The organism is Janthinobacterium sp. PSPC3-1, assembly GCF_049896105.1.
In the GTDB taxonomy this organism is placed as follows: domain Bacteria; phylum Pseudomonadota; class Gammaproteobacteria; order Burkholderiales; family Burkholderiaceae_D; genus Janthinobacterium.
Genome location: NZ_JAFCTQ010000030.1, coordinates 1 through 18679 on the forward strand (window position 1 = coordinate 1; position 18679 = coordinate 18679).

An 18679-nucleotide genomic window follows, 5' to 3' on the forward strand; every position below is an offset into this window, starting at 1 on the left:
CGATGGGGGACAGTGGGGATGCCGTTATTGTCTCAGGTCGGACCTCAGCAGGGAACGGTGCCAAATGAATAAATCAGATGGTATGGACGCCTCCCTCCCGACTTCGTCGATGAAGCAAAACGATGGCCGTGGCGAATTGTCAAAGTGATAGATCCACTTGAACAGGAGAACCCAAATGAAATCCACTATCATCGGCATGGACATCGCCAAGAACGTGTTTCAATTACATACCGTCGATCCTGAGACAGGCGAGATCTATCGCATTAAATTACGTCGCGACGAAGTGTTGCCATTTTTTGTGAAGCGTGCGCCGGCGCTGGTTGCGCTCGAGGCTTGCGGCGGTGCGCACGAATGGGGCCGGCAACTTTGCTCGCTCGGGCATGAAGTCAGGCTGCTCGCGCCCAAATCGGTGCGGCCGTTCGTATTGCGCAACAAGAGCGATGCCGCCGATGCAAGGGCCATCTGGACTGCCGTTCAACAGCCGGAAGCGCATTTCGTTGCCGTCAAAACGGAGCAGCAACAAACTGTTCTGGCATTGCACAGGATGCGCGAACAGTTGATGAAATTTCGCATCATGCAGACCAATGCGTTGCGCGGCATACTCTACGAATTTGGCATTGTGCTGCCATCCGGCTATCCCGCGCTGGCAAAAGCTTGGGCGGACGCCATCGCGTCGGCGGCGCAACGGCTTTCCGCCATCCTGATCGTGAGCTTGCAAGAGCAATGGGCCCGCGTCCAGTCGCTCGACAAGGACATTGCCGTGCTTGAACGTCGCCTGGCAGACTCGTTGCGGCGAACGGAGCAGTGCAAAAAGCTGATCAAGATTCCAGGCGTCGGCCTGCTCACGGCGACCGCAGCGGTTGCCACGATCGGCGATCCCGCCACCTTTAGTTCCGGTCGTCAATTTGCCGCATGGCTCGGCTTGGTGCCGCGACAGACAGGAACCGGCGGACGCGTACGGCAACTTGGTTTAAGCAAGCGTGGCGACGTCTATATGCGGACACTGCTCATGCACGGCGCCAGGGCGATTATTGCGCGCAGCAAGCACTCGCCTTGGATTGAGGAACTCCTCAAGCGCCGGCCATACAGCGTTGCGGTAGCGGCGCTGGCAAACAAGCTGGCGCGCACCATTTGGGCGGTGTTATTTCACCATACCCCATTTGACCCCGAGCATAGCTCGGGGCCATCAATATGAAAAGCACGCCGTAGCACAGGCCAACACCATTTCACTTCAGGAGCGCAAGCGACCAACACATGATGGCGAACAGGTAGGACCGGGACGAGGATAACCTGATAGGGAATTGGAGCCCTTGAACTCGCAAATCAGATAAGGACCTCGTCAGCGAATTCCATCAGGGCCAGCAGGCAATCGACCTGCACCAACAGGCCGGATATAAGACTGCGACCTCAACTGAACCTATCGTGTGAAGTTACTTGACCTCCGGGAGGCGTCCATATAAGCGGTTCCCTAGATGTCCATCTGACCATTCTTCGCCAACTTGCTACGCCGACCTTGCCATTCTCACATATCGACATCGATAAGCTAATCAATCCTTAAGCATTTATGAGATTTGACGAATTAACCTCAGCGATGAGATAGCCGCTGCATTTCCAGAGCAAAAAACATTACCGCAGCTCTCACGGCAAGCCCTACAGTTCATGAACCATCAAGACACATCACCGCGCGTCAGGATGGAGAGGTCGGGAAAGGTGCGTTTTTGCCATAGCCAGCATGATGAACTTATCCGCAACTGTTTACAATTTTTACTGCTGCCATAGCTGCTAAATACTCACAAAAAATAACGTCAAACTGGAACCTTGCCGTGGAAGGATTATGCGATGAGAGATGAGGATTTTGAAATATTCATAGATACATTTGGAGAGGCAACACAACGCGTCGAGGTGCCGACATCGAGCATTGAAAAGTGGCGCGGAAAATTGCCTGATCAGCTATTAAAGTACTGGCAGCAAGAAGGATGGTGCGCATATGCCAACGGACTTTTTTGGACCGTCGACCCGGATGAGTATGAAGACCTGCTCGATGAATGGCTGGAAAACACCCAATTGGAACAGCTCGACGCATTCCATGTCATCGCAAGGTCTGCATTTGGAAATCTCTATGTTTGTGGTGAAAAAACAGGGGAAAGCATAACTATAGCATCTCAAATCAATAAAATATTCGCCCTGCCAAAGGAGTTAAAGACAAAGGATAAAAAAAATTTGGATTTATCCATACGCTCTTTTTTTTCTTTTATCGAGCCAAAAGATTTCAATCCTTTGGACGAAAGTGGCCAACCACTTTTCGAGCGCGCGATGGTTGCGCTGGGTTCACTTGCGTCAGACGAAATGTACGGATTTGAACCCGCTATAGTTCTTGGCGGAAAGATGCTTCTTGAGAATTTAGCCAGGGTAAAATTGGAGGTGCATTTGACCATTCTTAGACAACTTGCAACACCGAGTTTACCGTTCGACCATATCGATATCGACAAACTGATGTATCCATAAAAATATTATTATTAAGCCAGATCATATTACCTTTGAAATTACATAAAGACAGGAATCTTGCCCATGCAAGAGGAGAAGATGAGAGATGATGACTTCGCGTATTTTATTAGTAAATTTGGAGAGGCGACGGAGCATGTCGATGTTCCGTCAGAATCTATAAAAAAATGGCGCGGAAAGCTGCCTGATCAACTGCTGACATACTGGCAGGAAGAAGGTTGGTGTGGCTACGCAAATGGTCTTTTTTGGATTGTCAATCCAGATGATTATGAAGACCTTGTTGATGAGTGGCTTGAAGATACGAGCCTCGAACAGATCGATGCATTTCACGTTATCGGTAGAACCGCGTTTGGGAAACTCTATGTTTGCGGTGAACGTACCGGCGTAAGTGTGACAATTAATTGTCCGCTTAACGCAATATTTGCATTGCCAAAAGAGCTGAAATCAAAAAGCAAAAAAGACCAGGATTGGTCAGTTCGATCATTTTTAGGATTAAGTCGCAACGAGTGTGACCTCAAGGACGAGTCTGGCGTGCAACTTTTTTGATCGGACAGTTGCAAAATCAGGTGCACTGGCTGCTGACGAAGTGTACGGCTTTGAACCTGCCATCGTGCTGGGTGGAAAAATAACGATAGAAAATATCGTGAAGCTTGATTTGGATGTTCATTTGACCATTCTGCGGCAACTGGCTAAGCCAGAAATTCCATTTTCCAATGTTGATATCGAAAAATTATTAAAATCATAAAAGCCCGCCTGATTATTGGGAGCGTTACAAGAACAGCCGGGAATTTGACTTGGCTACCACCCTGCACGATATTTTCCGCTATCGCCAAAGCGTCCTAACTTACATTGCCCGCCAGATCGCCGTCAGCGCGCTGCTGGCCGACAGCGGGCGCGACCCGGCCAGGCTGTGGGCAGCTCAGTCTGCCTGAACCGTGCGCGGAGCTTGCTGGCGGAACAGCTTGCGGTAGGCCGACGGCGAGGTATGCAGGCTGGCGCGAAAGTGCTGGCGCAGCGACAGGGCCGTGCCAAAGCCGGCCGCTTGCGCCACCATATCGATCGAGACGGCACTTTTTTCCAGCATGCCCTGTGCGTGCGCCAGGCGCTGGGCCTGCAGCCATTGCTTGAACGAGGTCCCGGTCGCCTGGCGAAAATGCCGGGTAAAGTTGCGCCGGCTCATGGCGGCCCGTTCGGCCAGCGCATCGATGCTGTGCACGGCGCCCAGGTGCGCGCTCACATGGGCCAACACCTCGGCAAAGCGTCCTTCGCTGCCGGACACCGGCAAAGGCCGCTCGATAAATTGCGCCTGGCCACCCTGCCGGTGCGGCGCCACCAGCAGCCGGCGCGCCACGCGGTTGGCCAGTTCGGCGCCGGCCAGCTGGCGCAGCAGATACAAACAGCAATCGAGGCCGGCGGCCACGCCGGCGGACGTCAGCACATCGCCATCGTCGACATACAGCATTTCCTGCTCGACCGACACCCGCGGATGGCGCGCCGCCAGCATCGCCGCCATGCCCCAGTGGGTGGCGGCCCGCTTGCCATCGAGCACCCCCGCCTGCGCCAGCGGAAAGGCACCCAGGCACAGGCCCACCATGAGCGCGCCACGCCGGTGGGCGCCCTGCAACGCCGTGACCAGGGCCTCCGGCGCCGCGCGGCAATCGTCATGCCAGGACGGCATGATGACGATATCGGCCGTCTCCAGCAGCGACAGGTCATGCCCGGGCACGATGGCAAAACCGGCCGCCGTGGACAAGGGCGCAGCATCGGCGGCGCAGACCTTGACCGCAAACAGCGCTGCGCCGGGTTCGCCCATCTGCGCGCCAAACACCAGGCAGGGCACGGACAGGTGAAACGGCGTGATGCCGTCATAGGCGATCACGGCAACTTGCAAGGGACGACGAGCGGAGAGTGTGAGCATGGCCCGATTGTATCGCAGACAGGCCTTCAGGCCACTGTCCGGGCACGGCGGCGCAGGCCAGAATCATCATACTGTCCACCTTGAAAGGAACTACCATGTCCAATACGACTCCCGCACCGCGCCGCGCCCTGCTGGTCATCGACGTGCAAAACGAATATTTCACGGGCCAGATGCGGATCGAATACCCGCCCGTCGAACTTTCCTTGCCGAATATCACGGCCGCCATGCACGCCGCCCGCGCGGCCGGCGTACCGGTGATCGTGGTGCAGCATGACGCGCCGGAAACCTCGCCGATTTTTGCCAAGGGCAGCGCCAGCTGGCAGCTGCACCCGCAAGTGGCCGCCATCGAAGCCGACCACCATCTCCACAAGACCATGGGCAGTGCCTTTGCCGGCACGGATCTGCGCGCATGGCTGGCCAGCCGTGGCGTCGATACGCTGACCGTCGTCGGCTACATGACGCATAATTGCGACGCGGCCACCATCTACCAGGCATCGCACGACGGCTTGCAGGTGGAGTTCCTGGTCGACGCCACCGGTTCCCTGCCGTATGAAAACGCGGCCGGCAAAGCCAGTGCCGAGGAAATCCACCGCATCTACAGCACCGTGATCCATTCGAACTTTGCCGCCGTGGCCAGCACGGCCGACTGGCTCAAGGCGGTGCAGGAAGGCCAGCCTTTGGCCAAGGACAATATTTATCTGTCCAGCCAGCGCGCGCGCCAGGCTTGAAAAGCTGCCGGCAGGTATGATGCGCCATGCTCAAATACCTGCTGATTTTTCCCGCTACCCTGCTGCTGGCGTCGGCGGCCATCGTCGCCGCCGGCCTCGATGACCAGATCGCGCCGGCCGACATGATCGTGGTGCCCGGCAATACGGTGGCGCCGGACGGCACGCCCAGCCCGCGCTTGCAGGCGCGGCTCGACGTGGCGCTACAACAATTCAGGAACAGGCAGGCGCCGCGCATGTTTGTCAGCGGCGGCACCGGCAAGGAAGGCTTTGACGAAGCGGCCGCCATGGCCGCTTATCTGAAACGCCAGGGCGTGCCGGAGGCGGCGATTATCGAAGACAACCAGGGCTGGACCACGGAAGCGACGGCAAGGAACGCCGCCACCTATCTGCAAGCGCATGGATTGACGACCGCCATGGTGGCCACGCAATACTTCCATGTGCCACGCTTCCGCCTGGCATTGGAACGCGCCGGCGTCACCGTCAGCGCCCAGGTGCACGCGCCTTATGCCGAGCTGCGCGACCTGTACTCGACACCGCGCGAAGCCGTCGGCTACGCGGTGTATTACCTGAAGAAATAAAACCTCATTCGCTCCAGTCGCGCGACCGTTCCACCGCCCGTTGCCATTTGTGCAGGCGCGTCAGCCGCTCGTCGTCGGCCATTTTGGGCTCGAAACGGCGCGCCACCCGCCATTGTGAGGCGATTTCATCGAGCGAACTCCAGAAGCCCACGGCCAGGCCGGCCAGGTAGGCCGCGCCCAGCGCCGTCGTTTCCGTGACTTCGGGGCGCACCACCGGCACGTTCAGGATATCGGACTGGAACTGCATCAGCATGTCGTTGCGGGCCGCGCCGCCGTCGACGCGCAGTTCGGATAGCGCAATGCCCGCGTCATCCTGCATCGCCGACAGGACGTCGACGTTCTGGTAGGCCACGCCCTCCAGCGCCGCGCGCGCGATATGCGCCTTGCCGGTGCCGCGCGTGATGCCGATCAGGGTGCCGCGCGCATACGGGTCCCAGTACGGCGCGCCCAGGCCGGCAAACGCTGGCACGAAGACCAGGCCGCCCGTGTCGGGCACGCTGGTGGCCAGCGCTTCGACTTCGGACGAGTGCTGGATGATGCCCAGGCCGTCGCGCATCCATTGCACGGCGGCGCCGGCGACAAAGGCGCTGCCTTCGAGCAGGTAATCGGTGCTGTCGGGGCCGTCGCCCAGGCGCCAGCCGACCGTGCTCAGCAAACGGTTTTTCGACGGCAGCGGCTTCTTGCCGACATTCATCAGCATGAAGCAGCCGGTGCCATAGGTATTTTTCGCCATGCCAGGCTTCAGGCAGGCCTGGCCGAAGGTGGCGGCCTGCTGGTCACCCGCGATGCCGGCGATCGGCAAGGACACGCCCAGCAACTCGGCATGGGTGTGCGCGGCCAGGCCGCTCGACGGCACCACTTGCGGCAGCAAGGAGGCGGGAATATCGAGCAGCGCCAGCAGGTCGCCATCCCATTGCTGGGCATGAATATTGAACAGCATGGTGCGCGAGGCATTGCTGGTGTCGGTAAGATGGGCGCCGCTCAGCTTCCAGATCAGCCAGCTGTCGATGGTGCCGAAGGCCAGCTCGCCCCGTTCGGCCCGCGCGCGGGCGCCGGGCACGTTGTCGAGCAGCCATTTGAGTTTGGTGGCGGAAAAATACGCGTCCAGCACCAGCCCGGTTTTTTGCTGGATCAGTTCGGCCTTGCCTTCCGCCTGCAATTGCTCGCAGAAGGCGGCGTTGCGGCGGTCTTGCCAGACGATGGCGTTGGCCACCGGCTGGCCCGTGGCGCGGTCCCACAGCACCGTGGTTTCGCGCTGGTTGGCGACGCCGATGGCTGCCACGTCCGCTGCAGCCACGCCGCTGTCGCGCATGACCTGGCGCAGCACGCCCAGCTGCGAGTCCCAGATCTCGTTCGCGTCGTGTTCGACCCAACCCGGCTGCGGAAAGATCTGGCGAAATTCGCCCTGGGCGCAGGCGTGCAGGTGGCCGGCATGGTCAAACAGGATGGCGCGCGAACTGGTGGTGCCCTGGTCTAAAGCGAGTATGTATTTAGTCATTGTCTGCTACTACAAAAAAACCGGTAAAAACAGGCGCAAGCGACTGGGTGCTTGCGCCCTCATGACAGCGCGGCAGTTTATCTTACCTTGCCTTCTTTCCAAGCTTGCAGCAATTTATCGTAGGCGATGGTCTCTCCTTTTGGTTTTTCATTGGCCAGCTTTTTCCATGGTGCGTGCTGGTCCGACAGATACTGGTTAGGGTCGCCCTTGGCATTCAGTTTCGGTGCACACGCCTTCATGCCGGCCCGCTGCAGGCGCGCCATGACCTGGTCCATTTCCTCGGCCAGGTTGTCCATCGCGGCCTGCGGCGATTTTTCGCCGGTGATCGCGGTGGCCACGTTCTTCCACCACAGCTGCGCCAGCTTCGGATAATCGGGCACATTGTTGCCGGTCGGCGTCCAGGCCACGCGGGCCGGGCTGCGGTAGAACTCGATCAGGCCGCCGTATTCATTGGCGTGCTTCGTGAAATACTCGTGGCGGATATCGGAATCGCGGATGAACGTCACGCCGACGATGGATTTTTTCAGCGACACGGTTTTCGAGGTCACGAATTGCGCGTACAGCCAGGCGGCGGCCTTGCGGTCGTCCGGCGTCGACTTGAACAGGAACCAGGAACCGACGTCCTGGTAGCCGTTCTGCATGCCATCCTTCCAGTACGGGCCGTGCGGTGACGGCGCCATGCGCCATTTCGGCGTGCCGTCCTTGTTCACCACCGGCAAGCCCGGCTTCACCATGCCGGCCGTAAAGGCCGTGTACCAGAAAATCTGCTGGGCAATTTCGCCCTGGGCCGGTACCGGGCCGGACTCGGAGAAATTCATGCCGTTCGCTTGCGGCGGCGCGTATTTCTTCATCCAGTCGATATATTTGGTCAGCGCAAACACGGCCGCCGGCGAATTGGTGGCGCCGCCGCGCGACATCGAGGCGCCCACCGGTGTGCACTTGTCGGGGGCCACCTTGATGCCCCACTCGTCGATCGGCATGCCGTTCGGAATGCCCTTGTCGGCCGCGCCGGCCATCGACAGCCAGGCATCGGTAAAGCGCCAGCCCAGCGATGGATCTTTCTTGCCGTAATCCATGTGGCCGTACACCTTCTTGCCATCGATTTCTTTCACGTCATTGGTAAAGAAGTCGGCGATGTCTTCATAGGCGGACCAGTTCTGCGGCACGCCCAGCTCGTAGCCATACTTGGCCTTGAACTTGGCCTGCAAGTCCTTGCGCGCGAACCAGTCGGCGCGGAACCAGTACAGATTGGCGAACTGCTGATCGGGCAGCTGATACACCTTGCCATCCGGCGCGGTGGTAAAGCTGATGCCGATAAAATCCTTCAGGTCCAGGCCGGGATTGGTGAACTCCTTGCCCTTGGCCGCCATATAGTCGGACAGCGGCTCGACGGCGCCGTAGCGGTAGTGGGTGCCGATCAGGTCGGAGTCCGAGATCCAGCCGTCATAGATGCTTTTGCCCGACTGCATGGAGGTCTGCAGCTTTTCCACCACGTCGCCTTCCTGGATGATGTCGTGGCGCACCTTGATGCCAGTGATTTCCTCGAAGGCCTTGGCCAGGGTCTTCGATTCGTAGACGTGGGTGTCGATGGTTTCCGACACAACACTGATTTCCTTGATGCCCTTGGCTTTCAGCTTGGCGGCGGCGTCGATAAACCATTTCATCTCATCGAGTTGCTGCTGCTTGCTCAGGCTGGAAGGCTGGAATTCCTTGTCGATCCAGGTTTGCGCCTGCTTGACGTCGGCCAGGGCCGCACCCGACACCAGCAGCGCGGCTGCCGCCGCAATGACCGTACACTGCAATTTCATCGTGATTCTCCTTTATAGTTGTCATCCGCGCTGCCGAAAGCGGCACGGTGTTCGCATCTACGACTTCATCCCCAACGCATCACTACCAATAACAGTACAAAACTGATCGCCGCTCCTATGGTTTGTTGAAATTCGGTAAAACCGGCCCAGGCCAGGTTGACATACGCCGCCGCCAGCAGGCCCACGAACAGGCGGTCGCCGCGCGTGGTCGGCATCGGCAGGAAACCTTTCCGTTCGATGCTGGGCGAGCGGATCTGCCAGATCGTCATGCCGGCCAGCATCAGGCCGATGCAGCAAAAAAAGATCGCCACTTCCGGCGTCCACGCCATCCAGCCGAACAGGCTGGCCGTGCTGTCTACATTTGGTTCCATCTCACACCCTCCCCATGGCAAAACCCTTGGCGATGTAATGCCGCACGAACCAGATCACCAGCGCGCCGGGCACGATGGTCAGCACACCGGCCGCCGCCAGCACGCCCCAGTCCATGCCGGCCGCCGACACGGTGCGCGTCATGGTGGCGGCGATCGGCTTGGCGTTGACCGACGTCAAGGTGCGCGCCAGCAGCAGTTCAACCCAGCTGAACATGAAGCAGAAAAAGGCCGTCACACCCACGCCCGACTTGATCATCGGCAGGAAAATCTGCACGAAAAAGCGCGGAAAACTGTAGCCGTCGATATATGCCGTCTCGTCGATTTCCTTCGGCACGCCCGACATGAAGCCTTCCAGTATCCACACGGCCAGCGGCACGTTGAACACCATGTGCGCCAGCGCCACGGCCAGGTGGGTGTCCATCAGGCCGACGGTCGAATACAGCTGGAAGAACGGCACCAGGAACACGGCCGGCGGCGTCATGCGGTTGGTCAGCAGCCAGAAGAACAGGTGCTTGTCGCCGACAAAGTTATAGCGCGAGAACGCATACGCGGCCGGCAAGGCGACGGTGACCGACAGCACCATGTTCAGCGCCACATAGATCATCGAGTTGATATAGCCGCTGTACCAGGATGGATCGGTAAAGATGGTGTGGTAGTTGGCGAACGTCAGTTGCTGCGGCCACAGGCTCAACACGCCGACGATCTCCTCGTTGGTTTTCAAGGACATGTTCAACATCCAGTAGATCGGCAACATGGACGCGACCAGGAAGGCAAGCAGGATGGCGCCGCTGATTTTCTTGTTCATCATTTTTGGTCTCCCGTACCCACGCGTTGCATCCAGGTGTACAGCACGAAGCAGAACAGCAGGATGATCAGGAAGTAAATCAGCGAGAAGGCCGAGGCCGGTCCCAGGTCGAACTGCCCCACCGCCTTTTGCGTCAGGTATTGCGACAAAAAGGTGGTGGCATTGCCCGGTCCGCCACCGGTCAGCACGAACGGTTCCGTGTAGATCATGAAGCTGTCCATAAAGCGCAGCAGCACGGCGATCATCAGCACATTGCGCAATTTCGGCAGCTGGATATAGCGGAACACGGCCAGCCGCGAGGCGCCGTCGATGCGCGCCGCCTGGTAATAGGCGTCGGGAATCGCGCGCAGGCCCGCATAGCACAGCAGGGCCACCAGCGGCGTCCAGTGCCAGATATCCATCACCATCACGGTCAGCCAGGCGTCGAGCGAATTGCCGTTGTAGTTATAGGCGATGCCCAGCGCATTGAGCGTGTAGCCCATCAAGCCGATATCGCCGCGGCCAAAGATCTGCCAGATGGTGCCAACCACGTTCCAGGGGATCAGCAGCGGCAGCGCGATCAGCACCAGCGCCAGCGACGCCTTCCAGCCATCGGCCGGCATGCACAGGGCGATCAATATGCCCAGCGGAATCTGGATCGCCAGTACCGAAGCGGAGAACAGCAGCTGGCGCAGCAAGGCGCTGTGCAGGTCGCCGTCCAGCATCACCATGCGGAACCATTCGGTGCCCACAAACACTTTTTGCGTGGGACTCAAAATATCCTGCACGGAATAATTCACCACCGTCATCAGCGGCAAAATCGCGGAAAACGCCACGCACAACAGCACGGGTAAAATCAGAAACCAGGCACGGTTGTTATCGGTCTTCATCAAGCCACCCGTTTGTCGTTAAGGTAGTACAAGGTGCGTTCCCGCGGAAAGCGCAAGCGCACGGACTGGCCCGCCACCGCGTCGATGGCGCGCAGTTTGGCCGCCACCGTCACGCTGCCCAGCTGGAACTCGGCCAGGTAGTGCGTGCCCATATTGCGCACGGCCAGCACGGTGGCGGCCAGGGTATCGCCGCCAGCCTGGCCAGCGCTCACGCACTCGACAAACTCGGGCCGCACGCCCAGGGTGATCTTGCCCTGCGCTCCAGAGAGCGCCGCGCGCGCCGGTTCGGACAAGGCCAGGGACTGGCCAGCGACGCGCGCCTGGCCATCTTCGACCGTGCATTCCAGCAAATTCATGCCGGGGTTGCCGATAAAGTAGCCCACAAAAGTATGCTCGGGCGCCTCGAACAGCGCTTGCGCGCTGCCGGTCTGCACGACTTCGCCCTGCGTCATCACCACCACCTGGTCGGCAAAGGTCAGCGCTTCGACCTGGTCGTGCGTGACGTAGATCAGGGAAAGCTTCAGTTCGTGATGGATTTCCTTGAGTTTGCGGCGCAATAACCACTTCAGGTGCGGATCGATCACCGTCAGCGGTTCGTCGAACAGCACGGCCGCCACGTCGGGCCGCACCAGGCCACGGCCCAGCGAGATTTTTTGCTTGGCGTCCACCGACAGGCCGCTGGCGCGCATTTTCAGGTCGCCGGACAGTTCCAGCATCTCGGCCACCTGCTGCACGCGTTTTTTGACTTCCGCCTCTTTCCAGCCGCGATTGCGCAGCGGAAAAGCCAGGTTGTCGTGCACGGTCATGGTGTCGTAGATGACGGGAAACTGGAACACCTGCGCGATATTGCGCGCCTCGGTCGGCAGTTGCGTCACGTCCTTGCCGTCGAACAGCACCTTGCCATGCGACGGTTTCACCAGGCCGGAAATAATATTGAGCAAGGTCGTCTTGCCGCAGCCGGACGGCCCCAGCAAGGCATAGGCGCCGCCGTCCTGCCAGCTCATGCTCATCGGCCGCAGCGCGTAGTCGGCCGGTGCGGAAGGGTTCGGCTTGTAGGCGTGCGCCAGGTCCACCAGTTCAATGCGCGCCATCTCAAGCCCCTCCTTGTGGCGCAAACAGCAGGCCGCCATCGGCGCCAAAGATGAACAGCGATTGCGGCTGGCAATACACAGTGCAGGCGCTGCCGATGTCGAGGTTGTGCACGCCGCCCAGTTGCGCCACCAGCGCCAGGGCGCCGCGCCGCGCGTGGACATAGGTTTCCGAGCCGCTGATTTCGGCCAGGTCCACCTGCGCCGCGATCGCCAGGTCGTTCGGTGACTGCGGCGCCAGGTGCAGGCTGTGGGCGCGCACGCCGAGAGTGATTTGCCGCTGGCCAACCAGTGCCGCCAGTTGCTGTTGGCTCAAGGGAATCGACAGGCCATCGGCGGCCTGTGCCACGCCTTGCGCGTCGAGCCGGGCGTCGATCAGGTTGATCGGCGGATCGCTGAAGGTGCGCGCCACGGCGATGCTGTTGGGCGCATTGAAGACGTCGAGCGTGCGGCCCTGCTGCAGCAAGCGGCCTTCGTGCAGCACCGCCACATGGCCGCCCAGCTGCAGCGCTTCGAGCGGCTCGGTGGTGGCGTAGACCACGGTGGTGCTGCCGCTGGAAAACAGTTCCGTCAGTTCGCGGCGCAATTCCTCGCGCAGCTTGTAGTCGAGATTGACCAGTGGTTCGTCGAGCAGCAGCAGGGAGGCATCCTTGATCAGGGCGCGGCCCAGCGCCGTGCGCTGCTGCTGGCCGCCCGACAACTCGCCTGGCCGGCGTTCCAGGTAGGGCGTGATATGCAGGCGCTCGGCCAGCGCCAGCACCTTGCCGCGGATCTGCGCTTCCGGCTCCTTGCGCAGGCGCAGGGGCGACGCCATATTGTCGTAGACGGAAAAAGCGGGGTAATTGATGAATTGCTGGTAGACCATGGCCAGGTTGCGCCGGCTGACGGGCATGCCCGTCACGTCGACGCCATCGGCCACCACCTTGCCGGAGGTGGGCTTGTCCAGCCCCGCCATCACGCGCATCAGGGTGGTCTTGCCGGCACGCGTAGTGCCCAGCAGCACATTGATGGCGCCCGGCACCAGCGCCAGCGACATCGGATACAGATAAGTGTCAGCACCCTGCTGCTTGCTGATCTCGCTCAAGTCAAGTTGCACGTCGTCTCCTCCAGGTATGGTCGCCGCGCCCTCTGTCGGGGCATGGTCGCTTGCCGCTTGCTACTGCTACGTATTGCTACAGGGGATGCGCCGCCAGCCAGGCATCGAGCAGCTGCTCCGTACCGGCCGGCAAATGCAAGCCCAGCTTGGAGCGCCGCCACAAGATGTCGGCGGCGCTGACGGCCCATTCATGGCGCCGCAAATAATCGACCTCGGCCGCGTACAGCCCGCTGGCCACCTCCTCGCCCATCTGCGCCACGCTGGCGCGCCCGTCGAGCAGCGCATGGATGCGCGTGCCATAGGCGCGCGCGTAACGCGCCACCAGTTTGGCCGGCAGCCAGCCATACTGGCGCTGCAAGCCGTCGACAAAGGCGCCAAACTCGCGCACCGCGCGGTTGTCGGGCACCTTGCCGAACACGTCGCCACCGGGCAGGCAGGCTTGCGCCGTCCAAGACCCTCGCTTGTTTTCGAGCAAGGGCGCCAGCAGGTCGACCGCTTCTTCCGCCAGCTTGCGGAAGGTGGTGATCTTGCCGCCGAAAATGCTCAGCAGCGGCGCGCCATCACGGTCCAGCTCGAAGCGGTAATCGCGCGTCACGGCTTTGGCTTGCGCCGACGCATCTTCGACCAGCGGCCGCACGCCGGAATACGTCCAGACCACGTCGGCAGGCACGATGGGCTTGCTGAAATAGTAACTGGAAAGTTGGCATAAGTAACTAATTTCCGCCTCGTCGATCGTAACTTTCCCGCTGTCGCCCTGGTAATCGAGATCGGTGGTGCCGATCAGGGTGAAATCGTTCTCGTAAGGAATCGCAAACACGATGCGCCCGTCCGGGTGCTGAAAGATATAAGCGTGATCATGCTCGAACAGGCGCTTGACGACGATATGGCTGCCCTTGATCAGGCGCAAATGGCGGCCCTGGGCGGTGGGCGCCGCCTGCTTCAGGAAGTCGGCCGTCCACGGGCCGGTGGCGTTGACCACGCTGCGCGCGCGCACCTGCACCGTGCCGCCATCGCCTTGCTGCAGGCTGGCCTGCCAGTGATCGGCCTCGCGCACCAGCTTGGCGCAGCGCGTGCGCGTCAGGACCGTGGCGCCCTTCTCCTTCGCATCAAGGGCGTTGAGCAGCACCAGGCGGGCGTCGTCGACCCAGCCGTCGGAGTAGACAAAACCGCGCTTGAACTGCGGCTTCAAGGGCTGGCCGGCCGCATGGCGGTTCAGGGTGATGCTGCTGGAGGCCGGCAGCAGTTCACGTTTCGCCAGCATATCGTACAGAAACAGGCCGGCACGGATCAGCCAGGCCGGGCGCTGGCCCTGGGCATGCGGCATCACGAAACGCAGCGGCCACATGATGTGGGGCGCCGAGCGCAGCAGCACTTCGCGCTCGATCAGGGCCTTGCGCACCAGACCGAATTCATAATATTCGAGGTAGCGCAGGCCGCCGTGGATCAGCTTGGTCGAAGCGGACGAGGTATGCGACGCCAGGTCATCCTTTTCGCACAGCACCACCGACAGGCCGCGCCCCGCCGCATCGCGCGCGATCCCGGCGCCATTGATGCCGCCGCCGACCACCAGCAGATCGCATTCCATCCTCGTGCTCGCCTGTGCTGCCACCATCAAAACTCCATGTCGTTGTAATCAATAAAGATATAATTCATATGCCAGATGAATAAGATTACGCCAGAATACGAACTCATGGCAACATATTTTCATCATTACCTGTTCGTTTCTGTTCGTTTATAAAGAAAGAATGCACCATGATCCTCAATCCCCGCCAGCGCAGCCTGCTCGACGCCGTGCGCCAGCACCTGACCGTGTCGGTCGAAGAACTGGCCCAGCAATTGAAAGTGACGCCGCAGACCGTGCGCCGCGACGTCAAGCAGATGGAGGAAGCGCGGCTGCTGGCCCGCTACCATGGCGGCGTCGGCCTGCCCTCGTCGGTGGAAAACATCGATTACAGCCAGCGCCAGGTACTCAACAGCGAAGCGAAGCGCCGCATCGCCGCCGCCGTCGCGCTGCAGGTGCCGCATGGCTGTTCGCTGCTGATCAATATCGGCACCACCACCGAGGAAGTGGCGCGCGCGCTGGGCCAGCACACGGGCTTGCACGTGGTGACCAACAACCTCAACGTGGCCGCCATCCTGGCCGACAATCCCGGCTGCGAAGTGATCGTCGCCGGCGGCGTGGTGCGCGGACGCGACCGCGGCATCGTCGGCGAAGCCACCATCGACTTCATCCGCCAGTTCAAGGTCGATATCGGCATCATCGGCATTTCCAGCATCGACGAGGACGGCAGCCTGCGCGACTTCGACGCGCGCGAAGTGAAGGTGGCGCAAGCCATCATCGAGCAGTCGCGCGAAGTGTGGCTGGTGGCCGACCAGCACAAGTTCGGCCGCAAGGCCCTGGTGCGCCTGGCCGACCTGGCCCAGGTCGACATGTTGTTTACCGACGCCCCGCCGCCGGCGCTGTTTGCCCAGGTCTTGCGCGACGCCGCCGTCAAGCTGGTGGTGGCCGGCTGAGGTTCTGAGGTCCTTTCCGGGCAGGAAAATGGCGGTGCAATGCCGCCATGTGTGGACAATCTCACTTAACGCAATGAAATAGTTAGCAAAACCCAAAAATCCTGTTACCATTGAGGCAACAAGAGTTGGTTTTTTAATCTTCCTCTCTGGCAACACTATTGCATGCTTGCCATGACTGGTCGCGACGGTAGCGGAAGGAAGAAAAACTTGTGGCGCAGCGCTCTCCCGGCAACGGCGGGAACGCCGCCTCCCGCACGCATACCGACAACCATGCACTCGACCGCAAGCGCCCCGACCCTGCCCGATGCTGCCCAGTGAAGGAAAACAGATGAACCACAATATTGAATCGGCCACCATGCCGGCCCCCGCCAGTGCCACCAACGCGGCCAATGCGGCCAGCGTCAGCGAGCTGGAAGCCCACCTGGGCTACTGGCTGCGTTTTGTTTCCAACCATGTGTCGCACAGCTTCCAGAAAAAAGCCGAAGCCAATGGCGTGACGGTGTCCGAATGGGTGGTGCTGCGCGAAATGTTCCGCCTCGGCTGCACCTCGCCCACCGTGCTGGCGCAAGTGGCCGGCATGAGCAAGGGCGCCGTCTCGAAACTGATCGACCGCCTGGAAGGCAAGGGCATGGTCAGCAAATCGATCCTGCTGGCCGACCGCCGCCAGCACTCGATCGAGCTGACCAGCGAAGGCGAAGCGCTGGTGCCGGTGCTGGCTGGCATGGCCGACCAGAACGACGAGGAATTCTTCGGCCAGTTGCCGCCGGAATTGCGCGAGAACCTGCTGGTGGCGATGAAGGAAGTGGCGCGCACGCACCAGCTCAAGAGCGAGCCGCTGAACTAGACGCTGCCGTCCATCAAGGCCACGCCATCGCGGCCCTGGCCCTTGGCCTGGTACAGCGCCTGGTCCGCCAGGTTCAGCAGTTGTTCCGGCGTCAGCTCGCCTTCGTGGTAGATGGCGATGCCGATGCTGGTGGTCACGCTCAAAGGGCCGCTGTCCAGCGCGAACGGCACACGGATGGCGTCGACGATCTTGGCGCCGATCTGGCGCACTTCCGCCGCACTCCTGACGCCCTCGAACACGATCACGAACTCGTCGCCGGCCAGGCGCGCCACCAGGTCGCTGGCGCGCACGCTGCGCAGCAAGCGCTGGGCAAATTACTTGAGCACTTCGTCGCCGGCCTGGTGGCCCAGGCTGTCGTTGATCGCCTTGAAGCGGTCGATATCGAGATAGGCCAGCGCCATCGACGCATCCGCCGCTTGCGCGCGCGCCATGGTTTGCGCCAGGTGTTCGTCGAAACGGCGCCGGTTGGCGATGCCCGTCAGGGTATCGGTGCCGGCGGCGAAGCGCAGCGCCGACTGCACCGCCTTGACCTTGGTGATTTCATGGATCAGGCCATACACGCCGATCACCACGCCACGCTCGTCGACGTCGGGCACGTAGCTGGTCTGGAAGGCGCGGCCGTTGCCGGCGCGCTCGGGTGCGCCGTCATCGACCGTGAATTCATATTCCACCTCCTCGCCGGCAAACGCGCGCCGCAGGTACTGCTCGCGCAGCTGATAGGCCGCTTCGCCCAGCACCTCGCTGATCGAGCGCATCATGCCCTCCTTGGCCGAGATGCCGAACCATTTTTCAAACGTGGCGTTGATGAACTGGTAGCGGTGTTCGCGGTCGATATACACGATCACCACCGGCACGTGATCGGTCAGCAGTTTCAAGCGCCGTTCGCTGTCGCGCGTCTGTGTCTCGGCCAGTTCGCGTTCGGCCACCAGGGTATAGAAATCGCGGCTCAAGTCGCCGATCTCGTCGCGCCGCTCGATCTGCAGCGCCTCGATGCCGAGCCGGTGGCGGCGGATCTGGTGCACCTGGCTGCGCAGGCGTTCGAGCGGACGCAGCAGGCGCAATACCACGCGCCAGCCGGCCAGGCCCGCCAGCGCCGCCAGCACCAGCGCCGCCAGCAAGATCTTGCTGCGGATGGCGCGCAGCGGCGCGAAGGCATCGCGCGTGGGGTAGACCGAGGCCAGTATCCAGCCGGTGCTGGCGATGCGATGGTAGGCAAACAGGGCGTCGTCGCCATGGCTGGTCTTGCCCGCCATCGCCCCTTGGAAGCCTTGCATGGCGCTGCGGGTCGGCACGCTGGGCGGGCACAGCGCGCCGATATGGCGCATGATCAGCGACTTGTCGGGATGCTCGATGACGATGCCCTGTTCCGTCATGATGTACAGATGGCCGCCCGGTCCCGGCTTGAGCGCGTCGAGCCGGCCCAGGAAATCGGGCTGGCGCAAGTTGACGCTGGCCGCCAGCACCAGGCGCACCTGGCCGCGCGCATCGAACACGGGTTGCGTGACGACGACGATGGGCATGCCGGAGATGCTGCCTTGCAGCGGCTCGGAAATGACCGAGCGCTTCTGTTGCAAGGTCTGCGTGAAATACGGGCGGTCCTTGACCGTCGTGCCGGCGCGCGGCTTGACCGGGCCCAGGCTTGCCAGCACGCTGCCGTCGAGACCGACCAGGCCGGCCGTGAAAAACTCCTTGCCCAGCACCGTCTGGGCAGACAGGAAGCGCTGCAGGCCGGCCGGGTCATGCACGTCCTGCGCGGCCAGGCTGTCGGCCATCACGCGCAGCACATCGCGCTTGGTCGCCAGCTCTTCATCGATGAACACGGCGGCGCTGGCCAGCGAGGCATATTGCTGCTGGCCCGTCACGCCGCGCATGTCGCGTTCGGCCACGGCCAGGGTCGCCAGCGCCAGCAGCGCGACGGCGCCCAGCACCAGCAGGAAGACAACCACGCTCATGCGCGCCTTCAGGCTGGCGGGCAGGGTTTTGCCGATGCTCTTGCGTAGTCTCGTTTTCATGGAATCAGGGGTCCGGGACTTCCTGGCGCTGCGCCCCTGCTATCGTCG

The 18679-nt window shown here is 61.1% G+C and carries 18 protein-coding genes and 1 pseudogene; 9 read left to right on the forward strand and 10 right to left on the reverse strand.

Annotation, left to right across the window (positions count from 1 at the left end; genetic code table 11):
* The first annotated feature begins 175 nt into the window (after positions 1 to 175).
* From ACP7B7_RS23985 to ACP7B7_RS24005, 5 genes are all read left to right on the forward strand, one after another.
* Entirely contained in the window at positions 176 to 1195 is a 1020-nt protein-coding gene (locus ACP7B7_RS23985) for an IS110 family transposase (RefSeq protein WP_426078370.1), read from the forward strand.
* Between the two features lie 644 nt (positions 1196 to 1839).
* Positions 1840 to 2505, forward strand: a complete 666-nt coding sequence (locus ACP7B7_RS23990; protein ID WP_426078371.1) for a GAD-like domain-containing protein — start codon at positions 1840 to 1842, stop codon at positions 2503 to 2505.
* Between the two features lie 63 nt (positions 2506 to 2568).
* Complete coding sequence (locus tag ACP7B7_RS23995) at positions 2569 to 3048, forward strand: GAD-like domain-containing protein (protein WP_426078372.1); 480 nt, start codon at positions 2569 to 2571, stop codon at positions 3046 to 3048.
* The gene (locus ACP7B7_RS24000) at positions 3011 to 3247 is read left to right on the forward strand and encodes a T6SS immunity protein Tdi1 domain-containing protein (protein ID WP_426078374.1); all 237 of its coding nucleotides are present in this window, start codon (positions 3011 to 3013) and stop codon (positions 3245 to 3247) included. Before ACP7B7_RS23995 ends, ACP7B7_RS24000 begins: the two co-directional genes overlap by 38 nt.
* A gap of 49 nt (positions 3248 to 3296) precedes the next feature.
* Positions 3297 to 3434, forward strand: a complete 138-nt coding sequence (locus tag ACP7B7_RS24005; RefSeq protein WP_426078375.1) for a hypothetical protein — start codon at positions 3297 to 3299, stop codon at positions 3432 to 3434.
* Here ACP7B7_RS24005 and ACP7B7_RS24010 read toward each other — a convergent pair.
* The gene (locus tag ACP7B7_RS24010; RefSeq protein WP_426078403.1) at positions 3422 to 4393 is read right to left on the reverse strand and encodes a GlxA family transcriptional regulator; all 972 of its coding nucleotides are present in this window, start codon (positions 4391 to 4393) and stop codon (positions 3422 to 3424) included. The genes ACP7B7_RS24005 and ACP7B7_RS24010 overlap by 13 nt on opposite strands.
* Before the next feature lie 122 nt (positions 4394 to 4515).
* Between ACP7B7_RS24010 and ACP7B7_RS24015 the strand changes: the two genes are divergently transcribed.
* Together ACP7B7_RS24015 and ACP7B7_RS24020 are read left to right on the forward strand one after the other, a co-directional pair.
* Entirely contained in the window at positions 4516 to 5148 is a 633-nt protein-coding gene (locus ACP7B7_RS24015; RefSeq protein WP_426078376.1) for a cysteine hydrolase family protein, read from the forward strand.
* A gap of 26 nt (positions 5149 to 5174) precedes the next feature.
* On the forward strand, positions 5175 to 5726 hold the full coding sequence (locus ACP7B7_RS24020) for a YdcF family protein (protein ID WP_426078378.1): 552 nt from the start codon (positions 5175 to 5177) through the stop codon (positions 5724 to 5726).
* A 4-nt stretch (positions 5727 to 5730) separates the two neighbouring features.
* Here the strand turns inward: ACP7B7_RS24020 and glpK are convergent, their stop codons facing one another.
* The 8 genes from glpK to glpD all read right to left on the reverse strand — a co-directional run bounded on the left by glpK (position 5731) and on the right by glpD (position 14846).
* On the reverse strand, positions 5731 to 7224 hold the full coding sequence (gene glpK, locus ACP7B7_RS24025; protein WP_426078379.1) for a glycerol kinase GlpK: 1494 nt from the start codon (positions 7222 to 7224) through the stop codon (positions 5731 to 5733).
* 77 nt (positions 7225 to 7301) lie between these two features.
* Positions 7302 to 9032 carry an ABC transporter substrate-binding protein gene (locus ACP7B7_RS24030; RefSeq protein ID WP_426078380.1) on the reverse strand — a complete coding sequence of 577 codons (1731 nt, stop codon included), beginning with the start codon at positions 9030 to 9032 and terminating at the stop codon, positions 7302 to 7304.
* Between the two features lie 65 nt (positions 9033 to 9097).
* Positions 9098 to 9373 carry a DUF2160 domain-containing protein gene (locus ACP7B7_RS24035; RefSeq protein ID WP_308925794.1) on the reverse strand — a complete coding sequence of 92 codons (276 nt, stop codon included), beginning with the start codon at positions 9371 to 9373 and terminating at the stop codon, positions 9098 to 9100.
* A 31-nt stretch (positions 9374 to 9404) separates the two neighbouring features.
* Complete coding sequence (locus tag ACP7B7_RS24040; protein ID WP_426078404.1) at positions 9405 to 10208, reverse strand: carbohydrate ABC transporter permease; 804 nt, start codon at positions 10206 to 10208, stop codon at positions 9405 to 9407.
* Positions 10208 to 11077, reverse strand: a complete 870-nt coding sequence (locus ACP7B7_RS24045) for a carbohydrate ABC transporter permease (protein ID WP_426078381.1) — start codon at positions 11075 to 11077, stop codon at positions 10208 to 10210. The genes ACP7B7_RS24040 and ACP7B7_RS24045 overlap by 1 nt, the downstream gene beginning before the upstream one ends.
* Positions 11077 to 12168 carry an ABC transporter ATP-binding protein gene (locus ACP7B7_RS24050; protein ID WP_426078382.1) on the reverse strand — a complete coding sequence of 364 codons (1092 nt, stop codon included), beginning with the start codon at positions 12166 to 12168 and terminating at the stop codon, positions 11077 to 11079. The genes ACP7B7_RS24045 and ACP7B7_RS24050 overlap by 1 nt, the downstream gene beginning before the upstream one ends.
* A 1-nt stretch (position 12169) precedes the next feature.
* Positions 12170 to 13261, reverse strand: coding sequence for an ABC transporter ATP-binding protein (locus ACP7B7_RS24055; RefSeq protein ID WP_426078383.1), 1092 nt, complete (start codon positions 13259 to 13261; stop codon positions 12170 to 12172).
* Positions 13262 to 13337: 76 nt separating this feature from the next.
* Positions 13338 to 14846 carry a glycerol-3-phosphate dehydrogenase gene (glpD, locus tag ACP7B7_RS24060; RefSeq protein WP_426078385.1) on the reverse strand — a complete coding sequence of 503 codons (1509 nt, stop codon included), beginning with the start codon at positions 14844 to 14846 and terminating at the stop codon, positions 13338 to 13340.
* A gap of 167 nt (positions 14847 to 15013) precedes the next feature.
* Between glpD and ACP7B7_RS24065 the strand changes: the two genes are divergently transcribed.
* Together ACP7B7_RS24065 and ACP7B7_RS24070 are read left to right on the forward strand one after the other, a co-directional pair.
* A complete protein-coding gene (locus tag ACP7B7_RS24065) occupies positions 15014 to 15775 on the forward strand; it encodes a DeoR/GlpR family DNA-binding transcription regulator (RefSeq protein WP_308921906.1) in 762 nt (253 codons plus the stop codon).
* 328 nt (positions 15776 to 16103) lie between these two features.
* Entirely contained in the window at positions 16104 to 16619 is a 516-nt protein-coding gene (locus ACP7B7_RS24070; protein ID WP_308921907.1) for a MarR family winged helix-turn-helix transcriptional regulator, read from the forward strand.
* On the opposite strand, the pseudogene ACP7B7_RS24075 reads toward ACP7B7_RS24070, so the two are convergent.
* A pseudogene (locus tag ACP7B7_RS24075) lies at positions 16616 to 18631 on the reverse strand (diguanylate cyclase domain-containing protein). The gene ACP7B7_RS24070 and the pseudogene ACP7B7_RS24075 sit on opposite strands and share 4 nt — an antisense overlap.
* Positions 18632 to 18679 lie beyond the last annotated feature (48 nt).